At 61.2% G+C, this 16,540-nt stretch carries 16 protein-coding genes; 5 read left to right on the top strand and 11 right to left on the bottom strand.

Annotated features, from left to right (window positions below; genetic code table 11):
* Positions 1 to 60 precede the first annotated feature (60 nt).
* From nth to FLQ44_RS19555, 10 genes are all read right to left on the bottom strand, one after another.
* Positions 61 to 693: an endonuclease III gene (gene nth / locus FLQ44_RS19600; protein WP_147695731.1), complete on the bottom strand. Its 633-nt coding sequence runs from the start codon at positions 691 to 693 to the stop codon at positions 61 to 63.
* Positions 690 to 1,394 carry an electron transport complex subunit E gene (locus FLQ44_RS19595; protein WP_147695730.1) on the bottom strand — a complete coding sequence of 235 codons (705 nt, stop codon included), beginning with the start codon at positions 1,392 to 1,394 and terminating at the stop codon, positions 690 to 692. The genes nth and FLQ44_RS19595 overlap by 4 nt, the downstream gene beginning before the upstream one ends.
* Positions 1,391 to 2,011, bottom strand: coding sequence for an electron transport complex subunit RsxG (gene rsxG / locus FLQ44_RS19590; protein WP_147695729.1), 621 nt, complete (start codon positions 2,009 to 2,011; stop codon positions 1,391 to 1,393). Before rsxG ends, FLQ44_RS19595 begins: the two co-directional genes overlap by 4 nt.
* Entirely contained in the window at positions 2,004 to 3,029 is a 1,026-nt protein-coding gene (locus FLQ44_RS19585) for an RnfABCDGE type electron transport complex subunit D (RefSeq protein WP_147695728.1), read from the bottom strand. Before FLQ44_RS19585 ends, rsxG begins: the two co-directional genes overlap by 8 nt.
* Positions 3,026 to 5,110, bottom strand: a complete 2,085-nt coding sequence (rsxC, locus tag FLQ44_RS19580; RefSeq protein WP_147695727.1) for an electron transport complex subunit RsxC — start codon at positions 5,108 to 5,110, stop codon at positions 3,026 to 3,028. The genes FLQ44_RS19585 and rsxC overlap by 4 nt, the downstream gene beginning before the upstream one ends.
* Positions 5,107 to 5,670: an electron transport complex subunit RsxB gene (rsxB, locus tag FLQ44_RS19575; RefSeq protein WP_147695726.1), complete on the bottom strand. Its 564-nt coding sequence runs from the start codon at positions 5,668 to 5,670 to the stop codon at positions 5,107 to 5,109. The genes rsxC and rsxB overlap by 4 nt, the downstream gene beginning before the upstream one ends.
* Positions 5,667 to 6,248 (bottom strand): electron transport complex subunit RsxA, encoded by a 582-nt coding sequence (gene rsxA, locus FLQ44_RS19570; protein WP_147695725.1) that lies wholly within the window; start codon positions 6,246 to 6,248, stop codon positions 5,667 to 5,669. Before rsxA ends, rsxB begins: the two co-directional genes overlap by 4 nt.
* Positions 6,249 to 6,503: 255 nt before the next feature.
* Positions 6,504 to 8,471 (bottom strand): acetate--CoA ligase, encoded by a 1,968-nt coding sequence (acs, locus tag FLQ44_RS19565; protein WP_147695724.1) that lies wholly within the window; start codon positions 8,469 to 8,471, stop codon positions 6,504 to 6,506.
* 68 nt (positions 8,472 to 8,539) lie between these two features.
* On the bottom strand, positions 8,540 to 10,213 hold the full coding sequence (locus tag FLQ44_RS19560; RefSeq protein WP_439144951.1) for a cation acetate symporter: 1,674 nt from the start codon (positions 10,211 to 10,213) through the stop codon (positions 8,540 to 8,542).
* An 8-nt stretch (positions 10,214 to 10,221) separates the two neighbouring features.
* A complete protein-coding gene (locus tag FLQ44_RS19555; protein WP_147695722.1) occupies positions 10,222 to 10,530 on the bottom strand; it encodes a DUF485 domain-containing protein in 309 nt (102 codons plus the stop codon).
* Between the two features lie 327 nt (positions 10,531 to 10,857).
* On the opposite strand from FLQ44_RS19555, the gene FLQ44_RS19550 reads away from it, so the two are divergent.
* Together FLQ44_RS19550 and FLQ44_RS19545 are read left to right on the top strand one after the other, a co-directional pair.
* A complete protein-coding gene (locus tag FLQ44_RS19550) occupies positions 10,858 to 11,739 on the top strand; it encodes a LysR family transcriptional regulator (RefSeq protein WP_147684239.1) in 882 nt (293 codons plus the stop codon).
* A 27-nt stretch (positions 11,740 to 11,766) separates the two neighbouring features.
* Positions 11,767 to 12,213 (top strand): hypothetical protein, encoded by a 447-nt coding sequence (locus FLQ44_RS19545; protein WP_147695721.1) that lies wholly within the window; start codon positions 11,767 to 11,769, stop codon positions 12,211 to 12,213.
* 97 nt (positions 12,214 to 12,310) lie between these two features.
* Here FLQ44_RS19545 and FLQ44_RS19540 read toward each other — a convergent pair whose 3' ends face one another.
* Complete coding sequence (locus FLQ44_RS19540) at positions 12,311 to 13,123, bottom strand: DMT family transporter (RefSeq protein ID WP_147695720.1); 813 nt, start codon at positions 13,121 to 13,123, stop codon at positions 12,311 to 12,313.
* Between the two features lie 142 nt (positions 13,124 to 13,265).
* Between FLQ44_RS19540 and ygfZ the strand changes: the two genes are divergently transcribed.
* The 3 genes from ygfZ to FLQ44_RS19525 all read left to right on the top strand — a co-directional run bounded on the left by ygfZ (position 13,266) and on the right by FLQ44_RS19525 (position 16,494).
* The gene (ygfZ, locus tag FLQ44_RS19535) at positions 13,266 to 14,252 is read left to right on the top strand and encodes a CAF17-like 4Fe-4S cluster assembly/insertion protein YgfZ (RefSeq protein WP_147695719.1); all 987 of its coding nucleotides are present in this window, start codon (positions 13,266 to 13,268) and stop codon (positions 14,250 to 14,252) included.
* Positions 14,253 to 14,349: 97 nt separating this feature from the next.
* Positions 14,350 to 14,682 (top strand): H-NS histone family protein, encoded by a 333-nt coding sequence (locus FLQ44_RS19530; RefSeq protein ID WP_147695718.1) that lies wholly within the window; start codon positions 14,350 to 14,352, stop codon positions 14,680 to 14,682.
* 138 nt (positions 14,683 to 14,820) lie between these two features.
* A complete protein-coding gene (locus FLQ44_RS19525; protein WP_147695717.1) occupies positions 14,821 to 16,494 on the top strand; it encodes a cyclic-di-GMP receptor FimW-related protein in 1,674 nt (557 codons plus the stop codon).
* The last annotated feature ends 46 nt before the right edge of the window (positions 16,495 to 16,540 follow it).

Here is a 16,540-nt window from a genome sequence, read left to right as displayed (position 1 = left end):
TTAGATTCGTTTATCGCTGCCGGGCAGCGATGACAGTAAAAATCAATCGACAGGCGTTCATCATAGCGGTTTTGCCGGATATTCGCAGAGGTCTGCGATCACGCAGCGTTCGCAGTCGGGTTTTCTGGCCTTGCAAACGTAGCGCCCGTGCAGGATAAGCCAATGATGCGCGTCCTGTTTGTATTCTGCGGGCACAAAACGTAACAGTTTGTCTTCTACCTCGCGCACGTCTTTACCGGGTGCCAGGCGCGTGCGGTTGCTTACGCGGAAAATATGCGTGTCTACCGCAATGGTGGGGTGGCCAAAGGCGGTATTCAGCACCACGTTGGCCGTTTTGCGGCCAACCCCTGGCAGCGCCTCCAGCGCCTCGCGGTTTTCCGGCACCTGGCCACCATGCTGTGCCAGCAGGATGCGGCAGGTTTCGATGGTGTTCTTGGCCTTGGTGCGGTACAGGCCGATGGTCTTGATGTAGTCCTCCAGCCCGGCCACGCCCAGCGCGTACATTTTGTCCGGCGTAGGGGCCACCTGGAACAGCACGCGGGTGGCTTTGTTCACGCCCACGTCGGTGGCCTGTGCCGATAGCAGCACGGCAATCAGCAGCTGGAACGGGCTGGCGTATTCCAGCTCGGTGGTGGGGTGCGGGTTATGGGCCTGCAGGCGGGCAAAAATTTCCTGGCGGATGGTCTTGTTCATGGCGTGGTACCGGTGTTGGCCAGGGTGGCAGGGTTGGCCGCAGCGGCCTGGCGCTGGCGGGCGCGGGCGTCCAGTGCGTTCTTGCCGGCAATCAGCAGCGCCAGACCCAGAAAGGCGCCCGGTGGCAGCAGCATCAGCAAGAACTGGTAATCGGGCCCGGCCAGCTGCAGGCTCAGGTGGTGGCCGGCGGGGCCAAACAGCTTGTCGGCGCCGGCCAGCAGCGTGCCCTTGCCCAGCAGCTCGCGCAGCGCGCCCAGCGCCACCAGCACGCCGGTTAGCCCCAGGCCCATCATGGCGCCATCCCAGGCGGCTTCGCGCACTGGCTGGCGCGAGGCAAAGGCCTCGGCACGGGCCATCACGATGCAGTTGGTGGTAATCAGCGGGATGAAAATGCCCAGCACCAGGTAAAGCTCGTGCAGCCAGGCGTTCATGGCCAGGTCGACACAGGTGACCAGGCTGGCAATAATCATGATGAACACCGGGTTGCGGATGTCGTGCGGTACCCAGTGGCGCACGCTGGACACGGTGGCGCTGGACAGCGCGGTGACCAGCGTGGTGGCCAGGCCCAGCGCCAGCGCGTTCACCACGTTATTGCTGATGGCCAGCACCGGGCACAGGCCCAGCAGCTGTACCAGGCCGGGGTTTTGTTGCCACAGGCCCTTGCGGGCGATGTCTTGCCACACGGTAGGGGGCGTACTCATGGTTGTCCTTGCAGCAGGCGCGCTTGCGCACTGCGGTAGTAATCGCTGCAGCGTGCCACCGCCGCGCTCACGGCGCGGGCCGATATGGTGGCGCCGCTGATGTAATCGGTATCGCCGCCGTCTTTTTTCACCGCCCAGCGGCTGTCGGCCGGCTTGCCGGCAAACTGGCGTGCCCACGGGCTGACGGCCAGGTCGATATAGTCACCCAGCCCCGGTGTTTCTCGGTGGCTCACCACGCGTACGCCTTGCACCGTGCCATCGCGGGCGATGCCGACCAGTAGCTCGATGCGCCCGCCGTAGCCGTTGGGTGCGGCGGCTTCCAGCACCACGCCGCTGAGCTGGCCATGCTGGCGCGCCAGGTACACCTTGGCCGCATCACGCTGTACCAGCTGCTGCGCGACGCTGCGCGGCAGGGGCAGGGCGTTGGCGGCCAGGTCGTTGTCGAAGCTGCCGGCGGGCAGCGCTTGCGCCAGCAGCGCGGCGCGGGTGGCGGCTTCGTTGGCTTCCACTTGCTGATGCGTGGCCAGCCAGGTGCTAGCCAATAGCACGGTGGCGGTGGTAGCAAAAGCAGCCAGCGTGATGGCGCTGCGGCGGGCCTGGGTGGCGGCCTTACGCATGGCGGCCCCCTTTGCGGCCGAAGACACGCGGCTGGGTGGTTTGGTCGATGAACGGCACCGCCATATTCATGATCAGCACGGCAAACGCTACCGCGTCGGGAAAACCGCCAAACACGCGGATCACCACCACCAGTACGCCCACCATAAAGCCGAAAATCAGCCGCCCCAGCGGCGTGGTGCTGCCGCTAATCGGGTCGGTCACGATAAAGCCGGCCGCCAGCAGCGTGGCGCCGTTCAGCAGGTGGAACAGCGGGCTGGCGTAGTGTGCCGGCTGCCACAGCCATAGCGGCAGGCTCACCGCCAGCACGCCGGCCAGCATGGCCAGCGGTGTGCGCCACGGGATCAGCTTTTGCTGCCACAGCCACAGCCCGCCCAGTGCCCACGCCAGTGCCACCCATTCGCCGCCGGCATTGCCCCATTGGCCAAAGCGCGGCTGCAGCAGCAGCTGGGCGACATCCTGCCCGCCTTGCAGCAGGCCGGTTTTCAGCACGTCCAGCGGCGTGGCGCTGGACACCGCGTCCACGCTACTGCCGGCAGGCAGGGTGTGGGTGAAGATCCATTGCAGCTGCGCGGTGGCGTCCAGTGCGGCCAACGGTGTGCCCCAGGCCGCCATCTGCGCCGGGAACGATACGATCATCACCGCAAAACCCACCATGGCCGGGTTGAACGGGTTGTTGCCCAGGCCGCCGTACAGCTGCTTGCCCAGCACGATGGCAAACAGCGTGGCCACGACGATCATCCACCACGCGCCCAGCGGCGGCATGGACAGCGCCAGCAGCCAGGCGGTAACCACCGCCGACAGGTCGGCCAGGGCGGGGGCGACGGGGCGCTGGCGCAACCGCAGTACGGCGGCCTCGGCACCCAGCGCGGTGAGGGTAGCCAGCAGCAGCTGCACCAGCACGCCGGGACCAAAGCAGTACACCGAGACGGCAATGCCGGGCAGCAGGGCGGCCAGCACTTTCAGCATCACCCGCGAAACGGTAACGGGCTGGGCGATATGGGTAGCGTGGCGGCTCATTCGGATGCGTCTTTCTGTGCCTGGGCGGCGGCTTTGCGGGCGGCAGCGCGCGCCATGGCGGCTTCGACCGCAGCACGTTTGGCGTCGTCCATGCCGGTTTGCGTTGGGGTAGTAGCTGGTGGGCTGTCAGGGTTGGCCGCATCGGCGGCTTTGGCAGCGTCTGAGGCGGCTTTACGGGCGGCAGCGCGCGCCATGGCGGCTTCGACGGCGGCGCGTTTGGCGTCGTCCATGCCGGTTTGCGTTGGGGCGGCGGCGGGCGGGCTGTCAGGGTTGGCCGCATCGGCTGCTTTTGCGGCGTCGGCGGCGGCCTTGCGGGCGGCTGCACGCGCCATGGCGGCTTCGATGGCAGCGCGTTTGGCGTCGTCCATGCCGGTTTGTGCTGGGGTAGTGGCTGGCGGGCTGTCAGGGTTGGCCGCATCGGCGGCTTTGGCGGCGTCTGAGGCGGCTTTGCGGGCGGCAGCGCGCGCCATGGCGGCTTGTATGGCGGCCTGCTTGGCATCGTCCAGGCCGCTTGTGTGCTGCTCGGACAGCGGCTTGGCTTCTTTCTGGGCGGCGGCGCGGGCTAGCGCGGCGGCGATGGCGGCTTTCTTGGCGTCGTCCATGCCGCTGGCGGCGGGGGCGGTGCTGGCTGCTGCCGGGGTGGCCGCTTGCGAGGCTAGCTTGGCGGCCTGCTCGGCGGCGCGGGCGGCCAGGCGGGCGGCTTTTTCGGATTTGTCGCGCTCGATGCGGAACTGGCGGAACTCATGGCGCTGGCGTGCCAGGCTGGCGTTTTTCTTGTCGCGCTCGGCGGCCCAGATTTCGCTTTTGGCAAAACGGTAGTAGTCCACCAGCGGTATCTGGCTGGGGCACACATAGCTACAGGCGCCGCATTCTATGCAGTCGAACAGGTGGCGTTCTTGTGCTTTGCCGAAGTTGCGCGATTTGGCAAACCAGAACAGGTCCATGGGTTGCAGCTGCGCCGGGCACACGCTGGCGCAGTCGCCGCAGCGGATGCAGGCCTGCTCGGGCGGGCGCGGCGGGAACAGCGCAGCGCTTTTGGCGATCAGGCAGTTGCCGGCTTTGGGCAGGCCGGCGTGCAGGTCGGGCAGGGTGATGCCCATCATCGGGCCGCCCATGATGACTTCGGTCTGCGCGTCGGCCATGCCGGCTTGTTGCAGTAGCCAGGCCAGCGGGGTGCCGATGGCCACCTCGTAGTTGGCCGCATAGGCTACGGCGCCGGTCACGGTCACGACGCGGCTCAGCAGCGGCTCGCCGTGCAGCACGGCGCGGGCCATGGCGTACAGCGTGCCCACGTTCAGGCACTGCACGCCCAGGTCGGTGGCGCGGGTGCCGTGCGGTACCTCGATGCCGGTGAGGAGGCGGATCAGCTGCTTGGCGCCGCCGCTGGGGTACTTGGTGGGGATGCTCACCACGCGGTAGGGCGTGCCGGCGCAGGCGGCCTGCATGGCGGCGATGGCTTGCGGTTTGTTGTCTTCGATGCCGATCAGCACCTGGCCTGCCTGCAGCGCGTGCGCGGCAATGCGGATGCCGTCCACGATGCCGGCGGCGCGTTCGCGCATCAGCATGTCGTCGCAGCTGATAAAGGGTTCGCACTCGGCGCCGTTCACCACCAGGGTGGCCAGCGGGCTGGCACCCAGCTTGAGGTGGGTGGGGAACACCGCCCCGCCCAGGCCAACCACGCCCATGTCTTGCAGGTGGCTGCGTAGCTGCGCCGGGCTGGCGTCTTGCCATGCGAGCGGGCTACGCGGCTGCCAGCTGTCCAGGCCATCGGGCGCTAGCGTGATGGTGGCTACCGGCAGGCCGGACGGGTGGGCAAACGGGTGCGGGCCGATGGCGGTGATGGTGCCGGAGGTGGGCGCGTGCACGGCGGCGGACAGGCGGCCATCCGGCTCGGCCAGCTGTTGGCCTTTCAGCACCGGTTGGCCCACGCTTACGGTTGGCCGCGCCGGGTTGCCTACGCTTTGCGCCAGGGCAATGTACAGCTGCGGTGGCAAGGGCAGCTGCTGGATGGGGCGGCCGGTGGCGGCGTCTTTGTGCTGCGGCGGGTGGATGCCACCGTGAAAGTCATACAGCTGGCTCATGGCTTGACCGCCTTGATGGGAATGGTGGGGTAGCGCCATTTCCAGTTGGTGAGGTCGGTGCCGTGCGGAATCATGCGGATGCAGTCTACCGGGCAGGGCGGCAGGCAGAGCTCACAGCCGGTGCATTCGCTGGCGATGATGGTGTGCATCTGCTTGGCCGAGCCCAGGATAGCGTCTACCGGGCAGGCCTGGATGCACAGCGTACAGCCGATACAGGTGGCTTCGTCTATCAGTGCCACGGCTTTGGGTTTGGGCTGCGCGGCGCCGGCGTCAAACGGTTTGAAGTCTACGCCCAGTAGCTCGGCCAGCTTGTGGATGCCGTCTTCGCCGCCGGGCGGGCATTTGTTGATGTCTTCTTCGCCGCTGGCAATGGCCTGGGCGTAGGGGCGACAGCCGGGGTGGCCGCACTGGCCGCACTGGGTTTGCGGCAGGATGTCGTCGATTTTGTCTACCAGCGGGTCGGCGTCTACCTTGAAACGCACCGAGGCGTAGCCCAGGACGGCGCCCAGCAACAGGGCCAGCGCCACCATGACCAGTAATGCAAGCAACAGGGTGTTCATCGTGTCAGGCCTCCAAAGCCCATGAAGGCAAGACTCATCAGCGCCGCAGTGACCAGTGCAATAGCGGTGCCCTGGAACGGCGCGGGGATGTCAGCGCCTTCCAGCCGCTCGCGCAGGGCGCCAAACAGGATCAGGATCAGCGAAAAGCCTACTGCGCTGCCAAAACCGAATACCAGCGACTCGGCCAGGCTGTGGTTTTGTTGCGCGTTCAATAGTGGAATGCCCAGCACCGCGCAGTTGGTGGTAATCAGCGGCAGGTAGATGCCCAGCACCTGGTACAGCACCGGACTGGTTTTATGGATGACCATTTCGGTGAACTGCACGATGGCGGCAATGATCACGATAAACGACAGCGTGCGCAGGAAGGTCAGGTCTGCCGCGATCAGCAGCTGGTTGACCAGATGGCTGCTGCCGGCCCCGAGCGTGAGGACAAAGGTGGTGGCAGCGCCCATGCCGATAGCGGCTTCCAGTTTTCTGGAGACACCCATGAAAGGGCACAGGCCCAGCATGCGTACCAGCACCACATTGTTGACCAGTACGGTGCTGACGAGGATGAGCAGGTAGTGTCCGAGATCCATTGAGGGGGCGGGGTGGCGTTAATCGCCGGATTATCCTTGATAAGGCCGCCGCGCTTCAACCTTCATTCCCGCAGGGTTGGCCGCAGGCGGGGGATTGCACCGGGTTTGCTGACAGACAGGCGTAAAAATGCCGCGCGGTGATTGCAGCACGCGCGCGGCCAAAGAGGGTAAAGCAGCACATCTACTAGGGAACTACTCGCCGGGCGGCTGCCCGGCGTGGCCTGTGCCGGGGCACAGGCCGGGTACGGCAGCAGATCAGGTCGCGGCTTCTTGCAGCTGCTCCAGAATCTGCGGGTTTTCCAGCGTGGAGGTGTCCTGGCTGATCTCTTCGCCTTTGGCGATGGAGCGCAGTAGGCGGCGCATGATCTTGCCGGAACGGGTCTTGGGCAGGTTTTCGCCAAAGCGGATATCGTCCGGCTGGGCGATCTTGCCAATCTCGTGCGCTACCCAGCTCTTCAGCTCGGCGGCCACTTTCTTGGCTTCTTCGCCCTGCGGGCGGGCACCTTTCAGTACCACAAAGGCCACTACGGCTTCGCCCTTGATCTCGTGCGGCTTGCCCACCACGGCGGCTTCGGCTACCAGCGGGTTAGCCACCAGTGCCGACTCGATTTCCATGGTGCCCAGGCGGTGGCCGGACACGTTCAGCACGTCATCGATACGGCCCATGATCCAGAAGTAGCCGTTTTCGTCGCGGTTGGCCGAATCGCCCGCCAGGTAGTACTGGCCGTTGAACTCGTCCGGGAAGTAGGTTTTCTTGAAGCGCTCCGGGTCGTTCCAGATGGTGCGTACCAGCGACGGGAACGGCTTTTTGATCACCAGGAAGCCACCACGGCCCGGCTCTACCTGCGCGCCGGATTCATCGACGATGTCGGCGATGATGCCCGGCAGCGGCAGGGTGCAAGAACCCGGCTTGGTGGGGACCGCGCCTGGCAGCGGGGCGATCATGGCGGAGCCGGTTTCGGTCTGCCACCAGGTGTCCACGATAGGGCAACGGCCGCCGCCTACCACTTCGTAGTACCACATCCATGCTTCCGGGTTGATCGGCTCACCCACGGTACCGAGGATGCGCAGGCTGGACAGGTCGAACTGCTTGGGCAGGTCGGCACCCAGTTTGATCAGCGAGCGGATCGCGGTAGGGGCGGTGTAGAAAATGGACACCTTGTGTTTCTCGATCATGCTCCAGAAGCGGCTGGCATCCGGGTAGGTCGGTACGCCTTCAAACACCACCTGGGTAGCGCCTGTGGCCAGCGGGCCGTAGCAGATATAGGAGTGGCCGGTAATCCAGCCCACGTCGGCGGTGCACCAGTACACGTCGTTCGGTTTGTAGTCGAATGCCCAGCGGAAGCTGTTCAGTGCGCCCAGCAGGTAGCCGGCGCTGCTGTGCTGGATGCCTTTAGGCTTACCGGTGGAGCCGGAGGTGTACAGAATGAACAGCGGGTCTTCGGCGTTCATCCATTCCGGTTCGCAGTACTCGGCCTGGCCTTCGATCAGCTTGTGCCACCATACGTCGCGGCCTTCGGCCCAGTTGGCGCCGCCATTGGTGCGCTGGTATACCACCACGGTGCTGATGGATTCGCAGCCTTCCATGGCCAGGGCTTCGTCTACCGTGGCTTTCAGCGGAACGGTTTTGCCGCCGCGCAGGCCTTCGTTGGCCGTGATCACGGCTTTGGCGCCGGCATCCTGGATGCGGTCGCGCACGGCGCCGGCGGAGAAGCCGCCAAACACCACGGAGTGGATAGCGCCGATACGGGCGCAGGCCTGCATGGCCACGATGGCTTCAATCACCATCGGCATGTAAATCACGACGCGGTCGCCTTTGCCAATACCCTGGCTCTTCAGGCCGTTGGCAAACTGGCACACGCGGCGGTGCAATTCGGAGTAGGTGACGCGGGTGACTTCACCGTCGTCAGCTTCAAAAATCAGTGCAATCTTGTTGGCGTTCACCGCCAGGTGACGGTCCAGGCAGTTGTAGGACACGTTCAGCACGCCGTCGTCAAACCATTTGAAGAACGGGGCGTTGCTGTCATCCAGCACGCGGGAAAACGGTTTTTTCCAGGTAATCAGTTCGCGGGCCAGGTCACCCCAGAAGGACAGATAGTGGTCGTCAGCTTGTTCGCACAGGGCGTTGTAGGCATCCATCCCCGAGACTGTGGCCTTGCGGCGGAAGTCTTCGCTAGGCGGGAAGCTGCGGGTTTCCTTCAGGATCGATTCGAGGGTAGACATAGTGGCTCCTTAATTATCTCTTTGGTTGGCCGCACCGCGAACGGTGCGGCCTTTGCTACGGGTAGGGCTTAGTGTTTGGAGGCGCCCGATGCACCGATACCGGTCATGGAGCGGACAAACTGTGCGTCAAACTTGGCTTTTTCTTCTTCTGCGGCTTTGGAGGTATCCAGTACCGAGAACAACCAGGTAAAGAAGAAGGCCAGGCTCATGGAGAACAGGGCAGGGTTTTTGTACGGGAACGGTGCCGAACCTTTGGCATGGCCCATCACGTCTACCCATACTGCTGGCCCCAGGATGATCATGACCACGGCAGACACCAGGCCGATGGCACCACCGATTACGGCGCCGCGGGTAGTCAGACCCTTCCAGAACATGGACAGGAACAGTACCGGGAAGTTGGCCGATGCTGCGATCGAGAAGGCCAGGCCCACCATGAAGGCGATGTTCTGTTTCTCGAATACCAGGCCCAGCACGATGGCGATGATACCCAGCGCCAGCGTGGTCAGCTTGGACACGCGCATTTCGTCCTTCTCGTTAGCCTTGCCCTTCTTGATAACCGATGCGTACAGGTCGTGCGATACGGCCGATGCGCCAGACAGGGTCAGGCCAGCTACCACCGCCAGGATGGTGGCAAAAGCCACTGCGGAGATGAAGCCGTAGAACAGGTCACCACCTACAGCGTGCGACAGGTGAATCGCCGCCATGTTGTTGCCACCCAGCAGCTGGGTCAGTGGCTTGCCGTCTTTCACGATGGTTTCCATGAAAGCAGGCTGGTTCAGTACCAGTACGATGGCGCCGAAACCGATGATGAAGGTGAGGATGTAGAAGTAGCCGATGAAGCCGGTAGCGTAGAACACCGATTTGCGGGCTTCTTTGGCGTTGCTTACGGTAAAGAAGCGCATCAGGATGTGCGGCAGGCCAGCGGTACCAAACATCAGGGCCAGGCCCAGCGAGATGGAGTCAATCGGGTCTGCTTTGCCAGGCGACATGATAGCCAAGCCTTTGGCATGCACTTCGGTGGCTTTCTGGAACAGTGTTTCCGGGCTGAAGCCCACGGAAGCCATCACCATGAAGGCCATGAAAGTGGCACCGGACAGCAGGATAACCGCCTTGATGATCTGTACCCAGGTGGTGGCCAGCATGCCGCCGAACATCACGTACATCACCATCAGCACGCCTACCAGGATCACAGCGGTGCTGTAGTTCAGGCCGAACAGCAGCTGGATCAGTTTGCCTGCGCCCACCATCTGTGCAATCAGGTACAGCGCTACCACCACCAGCGTACCGGTAGCGGCAAAGGTACGTACCGGTGTCTGTTGCAGGCGATAGGAGGCCACGTCGGCAAAGGTGAATTTACCCAGGTTACGCAGGCGCTCGGCGACCAGGAACAGAATGATAGGCCAGCCCACCAGGAAGCCCATGGAGTAGATCAGGCCGTCGTAGCCTTTTTCGAACACCATGGCCGAAATACCCAGGAAAGACGCGGCGGACATGTAGTCACCCGCAATGGCCAGGCCGTTCTGGAAGCCGGTAATGCCACCACCGCCGGTGTAGAAGTCGGAGGCGGACTGGGTGCGGCGTGCTGCCCAGTAGGTGATGTAGAGTGTTCCGGAAACAAACAGCAGGAACATGATGATGGCCGTCCAGTTGGTGGCCTGCTTTTGTACGTCACCTTCCAGCGCGCCAGCTGCCATGGCAAAAGCCGGTAGCAGGCACAGCGAGCCGAGTGCGGCGGATTTCATCCAGCTTTTCATTGTTTCGCCTCCTCGACAATCTGCTGATTGAGCTGATCAAACTCGGTGTTGGCTTTGCGAACATAGATGCCGGTCAAAACAAACGCCGACACGATGATGAAAATACCCACCGGGATGCCAACCGTGGTCACGCCGCCAGACAGCGACGCGCCCAATGTGGCCGGCGAGAAGGCAAGTACCAGGATGAAGCCATAGTAAATTGCCAGCATGACGATGCTGAGCAGCCATCCGAGGCTGGATCTCTTCTGGACCAGCTCTGCAAATTTCGGATTAGCCTGCACCCGTTTCAGGATGTCTTCGTTCATTGTTCCTCCCTAATCTCTGTTGCGAACTATCGAAAGACAGTAATCGCTAAGGGGAAATTACGACTTTGGTGCAGGCTGCCGCTAATCGTTTTTTTTGATGTGACGGATAAGGTTTGGCGTGTGCCATGTAAAAAACTCATTATTTACAGTACGTTGCAGTCGAGCATTTGCTTTATTGATGCATGACATAAGCGAATCTGATGCATCTTTTTGTGACACAGCCCTTGTCCTGTTGCAGGGGCTTGTACAGAATGATTGCCAATTTATCGAAACGGGCAGGCGCCGTGCATGCCTGGTGCGCAAGCTAATCTAGAGGGCAGTACAGGGATGGAAATCTATCAGCTGAGGACCTTTGTGACAGTGGCGCAGCAGGGCCACCTGACACAGGCCGCTGAGGTCTTGCATTTGTCCCAGCCGGCAGTGACGGCGCAGATCAAGGCGATTGAAGAAGAAGTCGGCATGCCCTTGTTCGAGCGCACCGCCGGTGGCGTGGTGCTGACGCTGGCCGGGCAGGAGCTGTTGCCGCAAGCGCAAGACATCCTGGCGGCCGCCCGCCAGCTGCTGAACCACGCGCGCGGGCTCAAGGGCCAGCTCAGCGGCCGGGCGCAGCTGGGCATCACCCTGACTCCGGATATCTTGCGCGTGGGCGAGCTGGTGGCGCGCATGGCAGAGCGCTACCCCTTGCTGGAGGTCTGCCTGCACCAAGGTGTCACCGGTGATGTGCTGAATGCGGTGCGCAAGAAAGAGCTGGACGGTGGTTTTTATCTGGGCAAAAACCCCTACGCTAACGTACACACCGTGTTGCTGGACCACCTGCCTTTGCGGATTGTGGCCCCGCCAGGCTGGCTTTCGCGCATTAATGCGGCCAACCCCAAAGAGCTGGGCCGCCTGCCGTGGGTGGGTATTTCGCAGTTTTCCAGTTTGTCCAAAATTGTCAGCGAGCTGTGGCGCGAGCTGAATATTTCCCCGAAAAAAGTATCCGAGTGCGATAACCTGTTTACCGCCATAGAGTTGGTCAAGGCCGGAGTAGGGCTGTCGCTGATTCGCGAGCAGGATGCCCAGCAGGCAGCTGCTCAAGGCCTGCTGGAGGTAGTGCCGGACATCGTCAAGAGTGCCGAGCTGCAGTTTGTATTTTCAGCAGACAAAGCCGCAGATCCGGTATTGTCTGTGCTGGTAGGCGAGCTGTCTGCCGTGTGGCAGCTGCATTGACAGGGTAAAACCCAGGCAGGAGTCGATATGGTCAAGGTATTGCAGCAGTATCTGGATGTATGCCAGCGCGCCCAGCAGCGCTGGATGGCGGCCCAGGCAGATTATTTGCGCCATTTTTACCCGCGCGCGCTGGACGATGTGCCATTCAACCACCAGCAGATCAACCAGCGCCTGGAAGACACCTTGCAATCCGGCGCGGCCATGATGCAGGTTTCGGCAGACATCAATCACGAGCTGCTGGTGCTGGGCGAGCGCTGGGTGGGCTCGCAGCAGAAACAATGGCTGCAGTACCTCGATAAAACCCCGCGGGCGTTGGCACCCTGTTTCATGCCGCTGGACGCGGGTTTGTCCGGCTGTATGATCGCGAGCCGTGCCTCGCGCCAGATTCACCATTTTGCCTCTACCCAGCTCAGCACCGCGCCGCTGAATGCCGTGCGTGGTGCCCAGCGCGTCTACCGCCGCAGCATGAAATAACCCTGCACTTTGCTGGTGTTCCTGTTGTACAAGCCTCGTTAAAATACCCGTCACCCAGCCTGCGCACGGTTTGTGCTGCAAGCTGGGTGTCTTGCTTTTAGTCGCGTTCTGCGCGCCCCGCCAGGCTGCCCATGATGGCGCCGCCCAGAATCAGCCCGGCTGCTATCCAGCTGGTACGGTTCATGGTGCCCAGGCCGGTAGCCGCCAGCATCATGGTAGATAGCAGGGGGGTGAGGTAGGACACGGCGCCGATCTGGCGCGGGTCGGCCGATGTCATGGCGATATTCCAGAAGAAGAACGACAGCCCCAGTGGGCCGATGCCCATGGCCAGCAGTGCTAGCCATTCCCCGCTGTCTGGCAGGATGGCCGGCTCGAAGGCCAGGTGGCATAGCCCGGCCAGTAGCGCCGATGCCAGGCAGAATCCGCCTACTGCGGCATTGGGGAAGGCAGGCAGCTTGCGGGTTTGCAGGCTGTAGCAGGCCCAGGTAAAAGCGGCGGCAATGGCAAACAGAAACCCCGCTGGCAATACTGCCGGCACGTGTAGCTGGCCTTTGGTCACAATCAGGGCCGCGCCGGCGAAACCGCACAGCGAAGCCACAATATGCGGCCAACGTAGTGTGCCCAGCTTGAAAACGGGGCTAAGTAGCACAATCAATAAGGGCCACAGGTAATTCAGCAAATTCGCTTCCAGTGCAGGCGCGGTGCGAAATGCGGTAAATAGCAGGCAGTGGTAACCAAAAATGCCGGCGACACCTGTGGCAAAGGTTTTTAGTGGAACGCGCCATTGAGCAATATGCCGGATACTGAGCAGTGCGCCAATGGCCAGTGCGATGGCGGTTACCAGAAATGGCGGCAGCCGCTGGGTGAAAGTGCCCAGGCTGGCCAGCGATGACCACAGTAAAATGGCCATCAGTGCATAGACAAGCGGGTGTATTGCTGTTTTGTGTGTATGTGGCATGGTGATGTGACGGGTTTTTTATTCGTATGGGGCAGCAGCGTTCGGACATTCTGAATGCTGCGCCTGCTTAGATCAATATTTATTGAGGTGTGCAATGCAGCAGCTAATAGCGCAATGGTTGGTAGAGAATCAGGGTGAAATCATCGAAAATGACGAGCTGAAATTGCCAGGCTACGCACAGCAGTTGGCCGCAGTGGAAGCCGGCCAGGCTTATTCATTGCTGACTAAGTTTGCCTTGCTGCATATCCACGGCGAGGATGCCACGGCCTTTCTGCAGGGGCAGTTTTCATGCGATGTTGCCGCCGTTTCTGCTGGTGGCGTGACATTGGGCAGCTATTCCACCGCCAAAGGCCGCATGCAAGCCAGCTTTATCCTGGCAGGTGTGGATGGCCAGTATTATTTGCTGCTGCGCAAGGATATTGCCGACGCATTCCGCCGCCGCCTCAGCATGTTTATTTTGCGTGCCAAAGTGAAAGTCGATGCGGTAAGCGAGCACTATGCACTCTGGCTGGTGCAGGACGCACAAGCGCAGCAGCCTGGGCTGGTTTCTGCCGCGCAGGGGGGGCTGGTATTGTCTATCGGCTTTGGCTTGATGCTGCGCCTGGCGTGTCTGCCATTGGCGAATACCTGGCAGCAAGGCCTGCAAGCCGTAGGCAGCGCCGCCGCCGATTATCTGTTTATTCGCGCCGGGTTGGGCTGGGTTTCTCTGGCCACATTTGAAGAATTTGTGCCGCAGATGCTGAACCTGGAATTGCTCGGCGGTATCAACTTCAAGAAAGGCTGCTACCCTGGGCAGGAAATCGTGGCGCGTACGCAATATCTGGGTAAAGTGAAGCGCCGCCTCTACCGGGCCACTGTGCGTGGCGCCAGTGTAAAAGAAGGTGCAGCCATTATTGCGGAATCAACCGGCGATCAGGTTATTGGCCGGGTCGTGCTGGCGGCAGAAATGGCAGATGCTAGCGTAGCGTGCTTGCTGGTAGTGCAGCACAGTGCGTGGGAAGGGCGGCCCATGTTGCAAGATAATCCACAGGCAGTAATTGAAAAACAGGCATTGCCCTATATTCTTCCTGATGCTGATTGATTGTAATGGCCTGATTATGCAATATAGTCTTGACTAAAGTTATCAGTATGACTAACTTAGTTACAGATTAATATTGTTCATTCAAGGGGAGTTGTAAATGGAACTGTCTACTGTTGATTTTGCAGAACTGCTGCAACTGCGCGCTGATGTGGATGCTGAAATCCGTCGTCGTGAAAGCGAAGAAAAAGCCAAAGCTGCCAAGCAAGTACTGGAACTGATTCGTACCCATGGCCTGGATATCGAAGATATCGCCAGCAAATCTGCCAAGCTGGGCTCGGCACCTGCTGCGAGCAGCCGCAAGCCGGTAGAAGCCAAGTATCGTCACCCGGATGACGCCAGCCTGTCGTGGACTGGCCGTGGCCGCAAGCCACTGTGGGTGGTGGCATGGATTGACTCCGGTCGCGACCTGGAAGCCTTGCAAATCAAGTAAGGCTGTTGCATCACCAGACAAAACGCCATGTATCTACATGGCGTTTTGTTTTTTGCAGCGGGTTCATCGCGTATACTCCTTGTATTGAATCCTGTGCAGCTGTCTGGCACTGTTTGTATAAGCTGGTGTGCTCAACCCATGGTCAAGCTTGATTTCTTCTCTTTTGGCAGCAAAAAAGCCTCGCATCCGCTCGACTCGGTCAAGCTGATTACAGAGTGGTATGCCCCGCTGGCGCGTGAAACTGGCCCGGTAGCCCACGCAAAGGTCAGCGAGCTGCTGATGCAGTTTAACGCCCAAAGCGAAAACTACAGCCCGGACGCACTTGAGGCAGTGCTGGAGCTGGATCGGCTGATTTCCGTGCAGCACCAGCAGCTGTGCGAGCAGTACTTGCTCAATACACGTATGCCCAAAGCGCTGGAAGCACAGCTGCGCGCGCAGATACTGGGCTATGGCCGGCAGATCCTCGCGGCCTACCAGCGCTTTATGGGCTTCGACCCGGATGACAGCTCGGCCGCCACGGTACGCATCATGCTGCCGGTGGTGATCGCGCGCATGATGCACTACCTGACCGAATTTGCCCTATGGCAATACTATCGGCACTTCCAGCCCGACGAAATGTTCTGGCGCAACGCCAACCAGCTGTTTGCTTATGCCGAGCAGCATCATATCGATGCGGTGCCGGTGCAGCTGTTCGGGGAAGAGCATGCCACTACCATTCACGACCTGTATTTGTCGCTGTTGATGGTGTCCACGCTGACCAGCGGTAATCTGGCCATTCGCCAGATCCGTTTTGCCTACCAGCTTTCTTTGCTGACATCCCGCCACATGGCGCTAGGGCAGGACTACGAAGGCAATGCCAGCTTCATGGTAAACCTGACTGCCGGCCAGCCGCCTGCCAGACTGCGGGATGCCATACCAAAAGGGCATGTCAGGGTGTGGAGTACCGCAGACCTGATCGATCAACTGACCAGCTGGGTGTCGGTATTCGAGTCTGGCTCGGTACCTTCCGAGCTGAAAGCCATCATGACGGCGGGCGTGGATGCAGGCTTGCTGCGTTATCTGTGCCGCGAATGGTCGGTAAGGCCGTATATGTACGAGCGAGCGCAGCGCGTGCGTGTGGATAGCCAGCAGATCGAAGTGGCACAGCGTTTTGCGCAGCTACACAAGCTGGTACGTGAACAGGAAGAAAAGGCCCGTGAAGATACGCGGCGTGCAGGCGGAAATGATGACAATTTCGATACCGCCGACGAGGTGCGTATCTATGGTTTTGTTACCAGTCGCCGGCGCGAGCGGCAAGTGGCGCCATTGCTGCAGCAAAAAGAGCAGTTTCCGTTCTGGGATGTAGACAACCGCAGCGAAACCGGCTTGGGCCTGAGCTTGCCCGCGCAAGGCAACGAATGGGTCGCGTTGGGTACCTTGCTGGGCTTTCGCCAGCGTGGCGACAGTGACTGGTCGCTAGGGGTGGTGCGGCGCTTGCAGCGCCCGGGGCAGGACAAGCTGTACCTTGGCGTGCATATTCTTACCAACCGGCCGGTAGCCGCTGCTTTACGTCAGGAAGAGGGGCGCTCGGTAGACCCTGCAACACCTGCCGAGATGGTATGGAACCAGGGTGAGATTGCCTTGTTTGTCCCCTTGTTGCGCGAGGGCAGGAAGCTCAATACCGTGCTGATTTCCATTGGTACCTACGCCATGGGCAAGCAGTATCAGATGGTGGCACGGGGCAAGGTATTCCTGATTAGCCTGGGGCGGGTGGTGGAAAAGGGAACCGAATGGTGTCAGGCCGAGATCGAGCTGATCAAGACTCTGTCGTAAATTAGCCTGCCGTAAAAAAAGCCGCTTCAAGCGGCTTTTTTTACGG

Origin of the sequence: Vogesella mureinivorans, assembly GCF_007644035.1 — a bacterium.
GTDB classification, from domain to species: domain Bacteria; phylum Pseudomonadota; class Gammaproteobacteria; order Burkholderiales; family Chromobacteriaceae; genus Vogesella; species Vogesella mureinivorans.
Note: the sequence above shows the minus strand (reverse complement) of the source record. Positions and strands in the feature narration are given on the sequence as shown.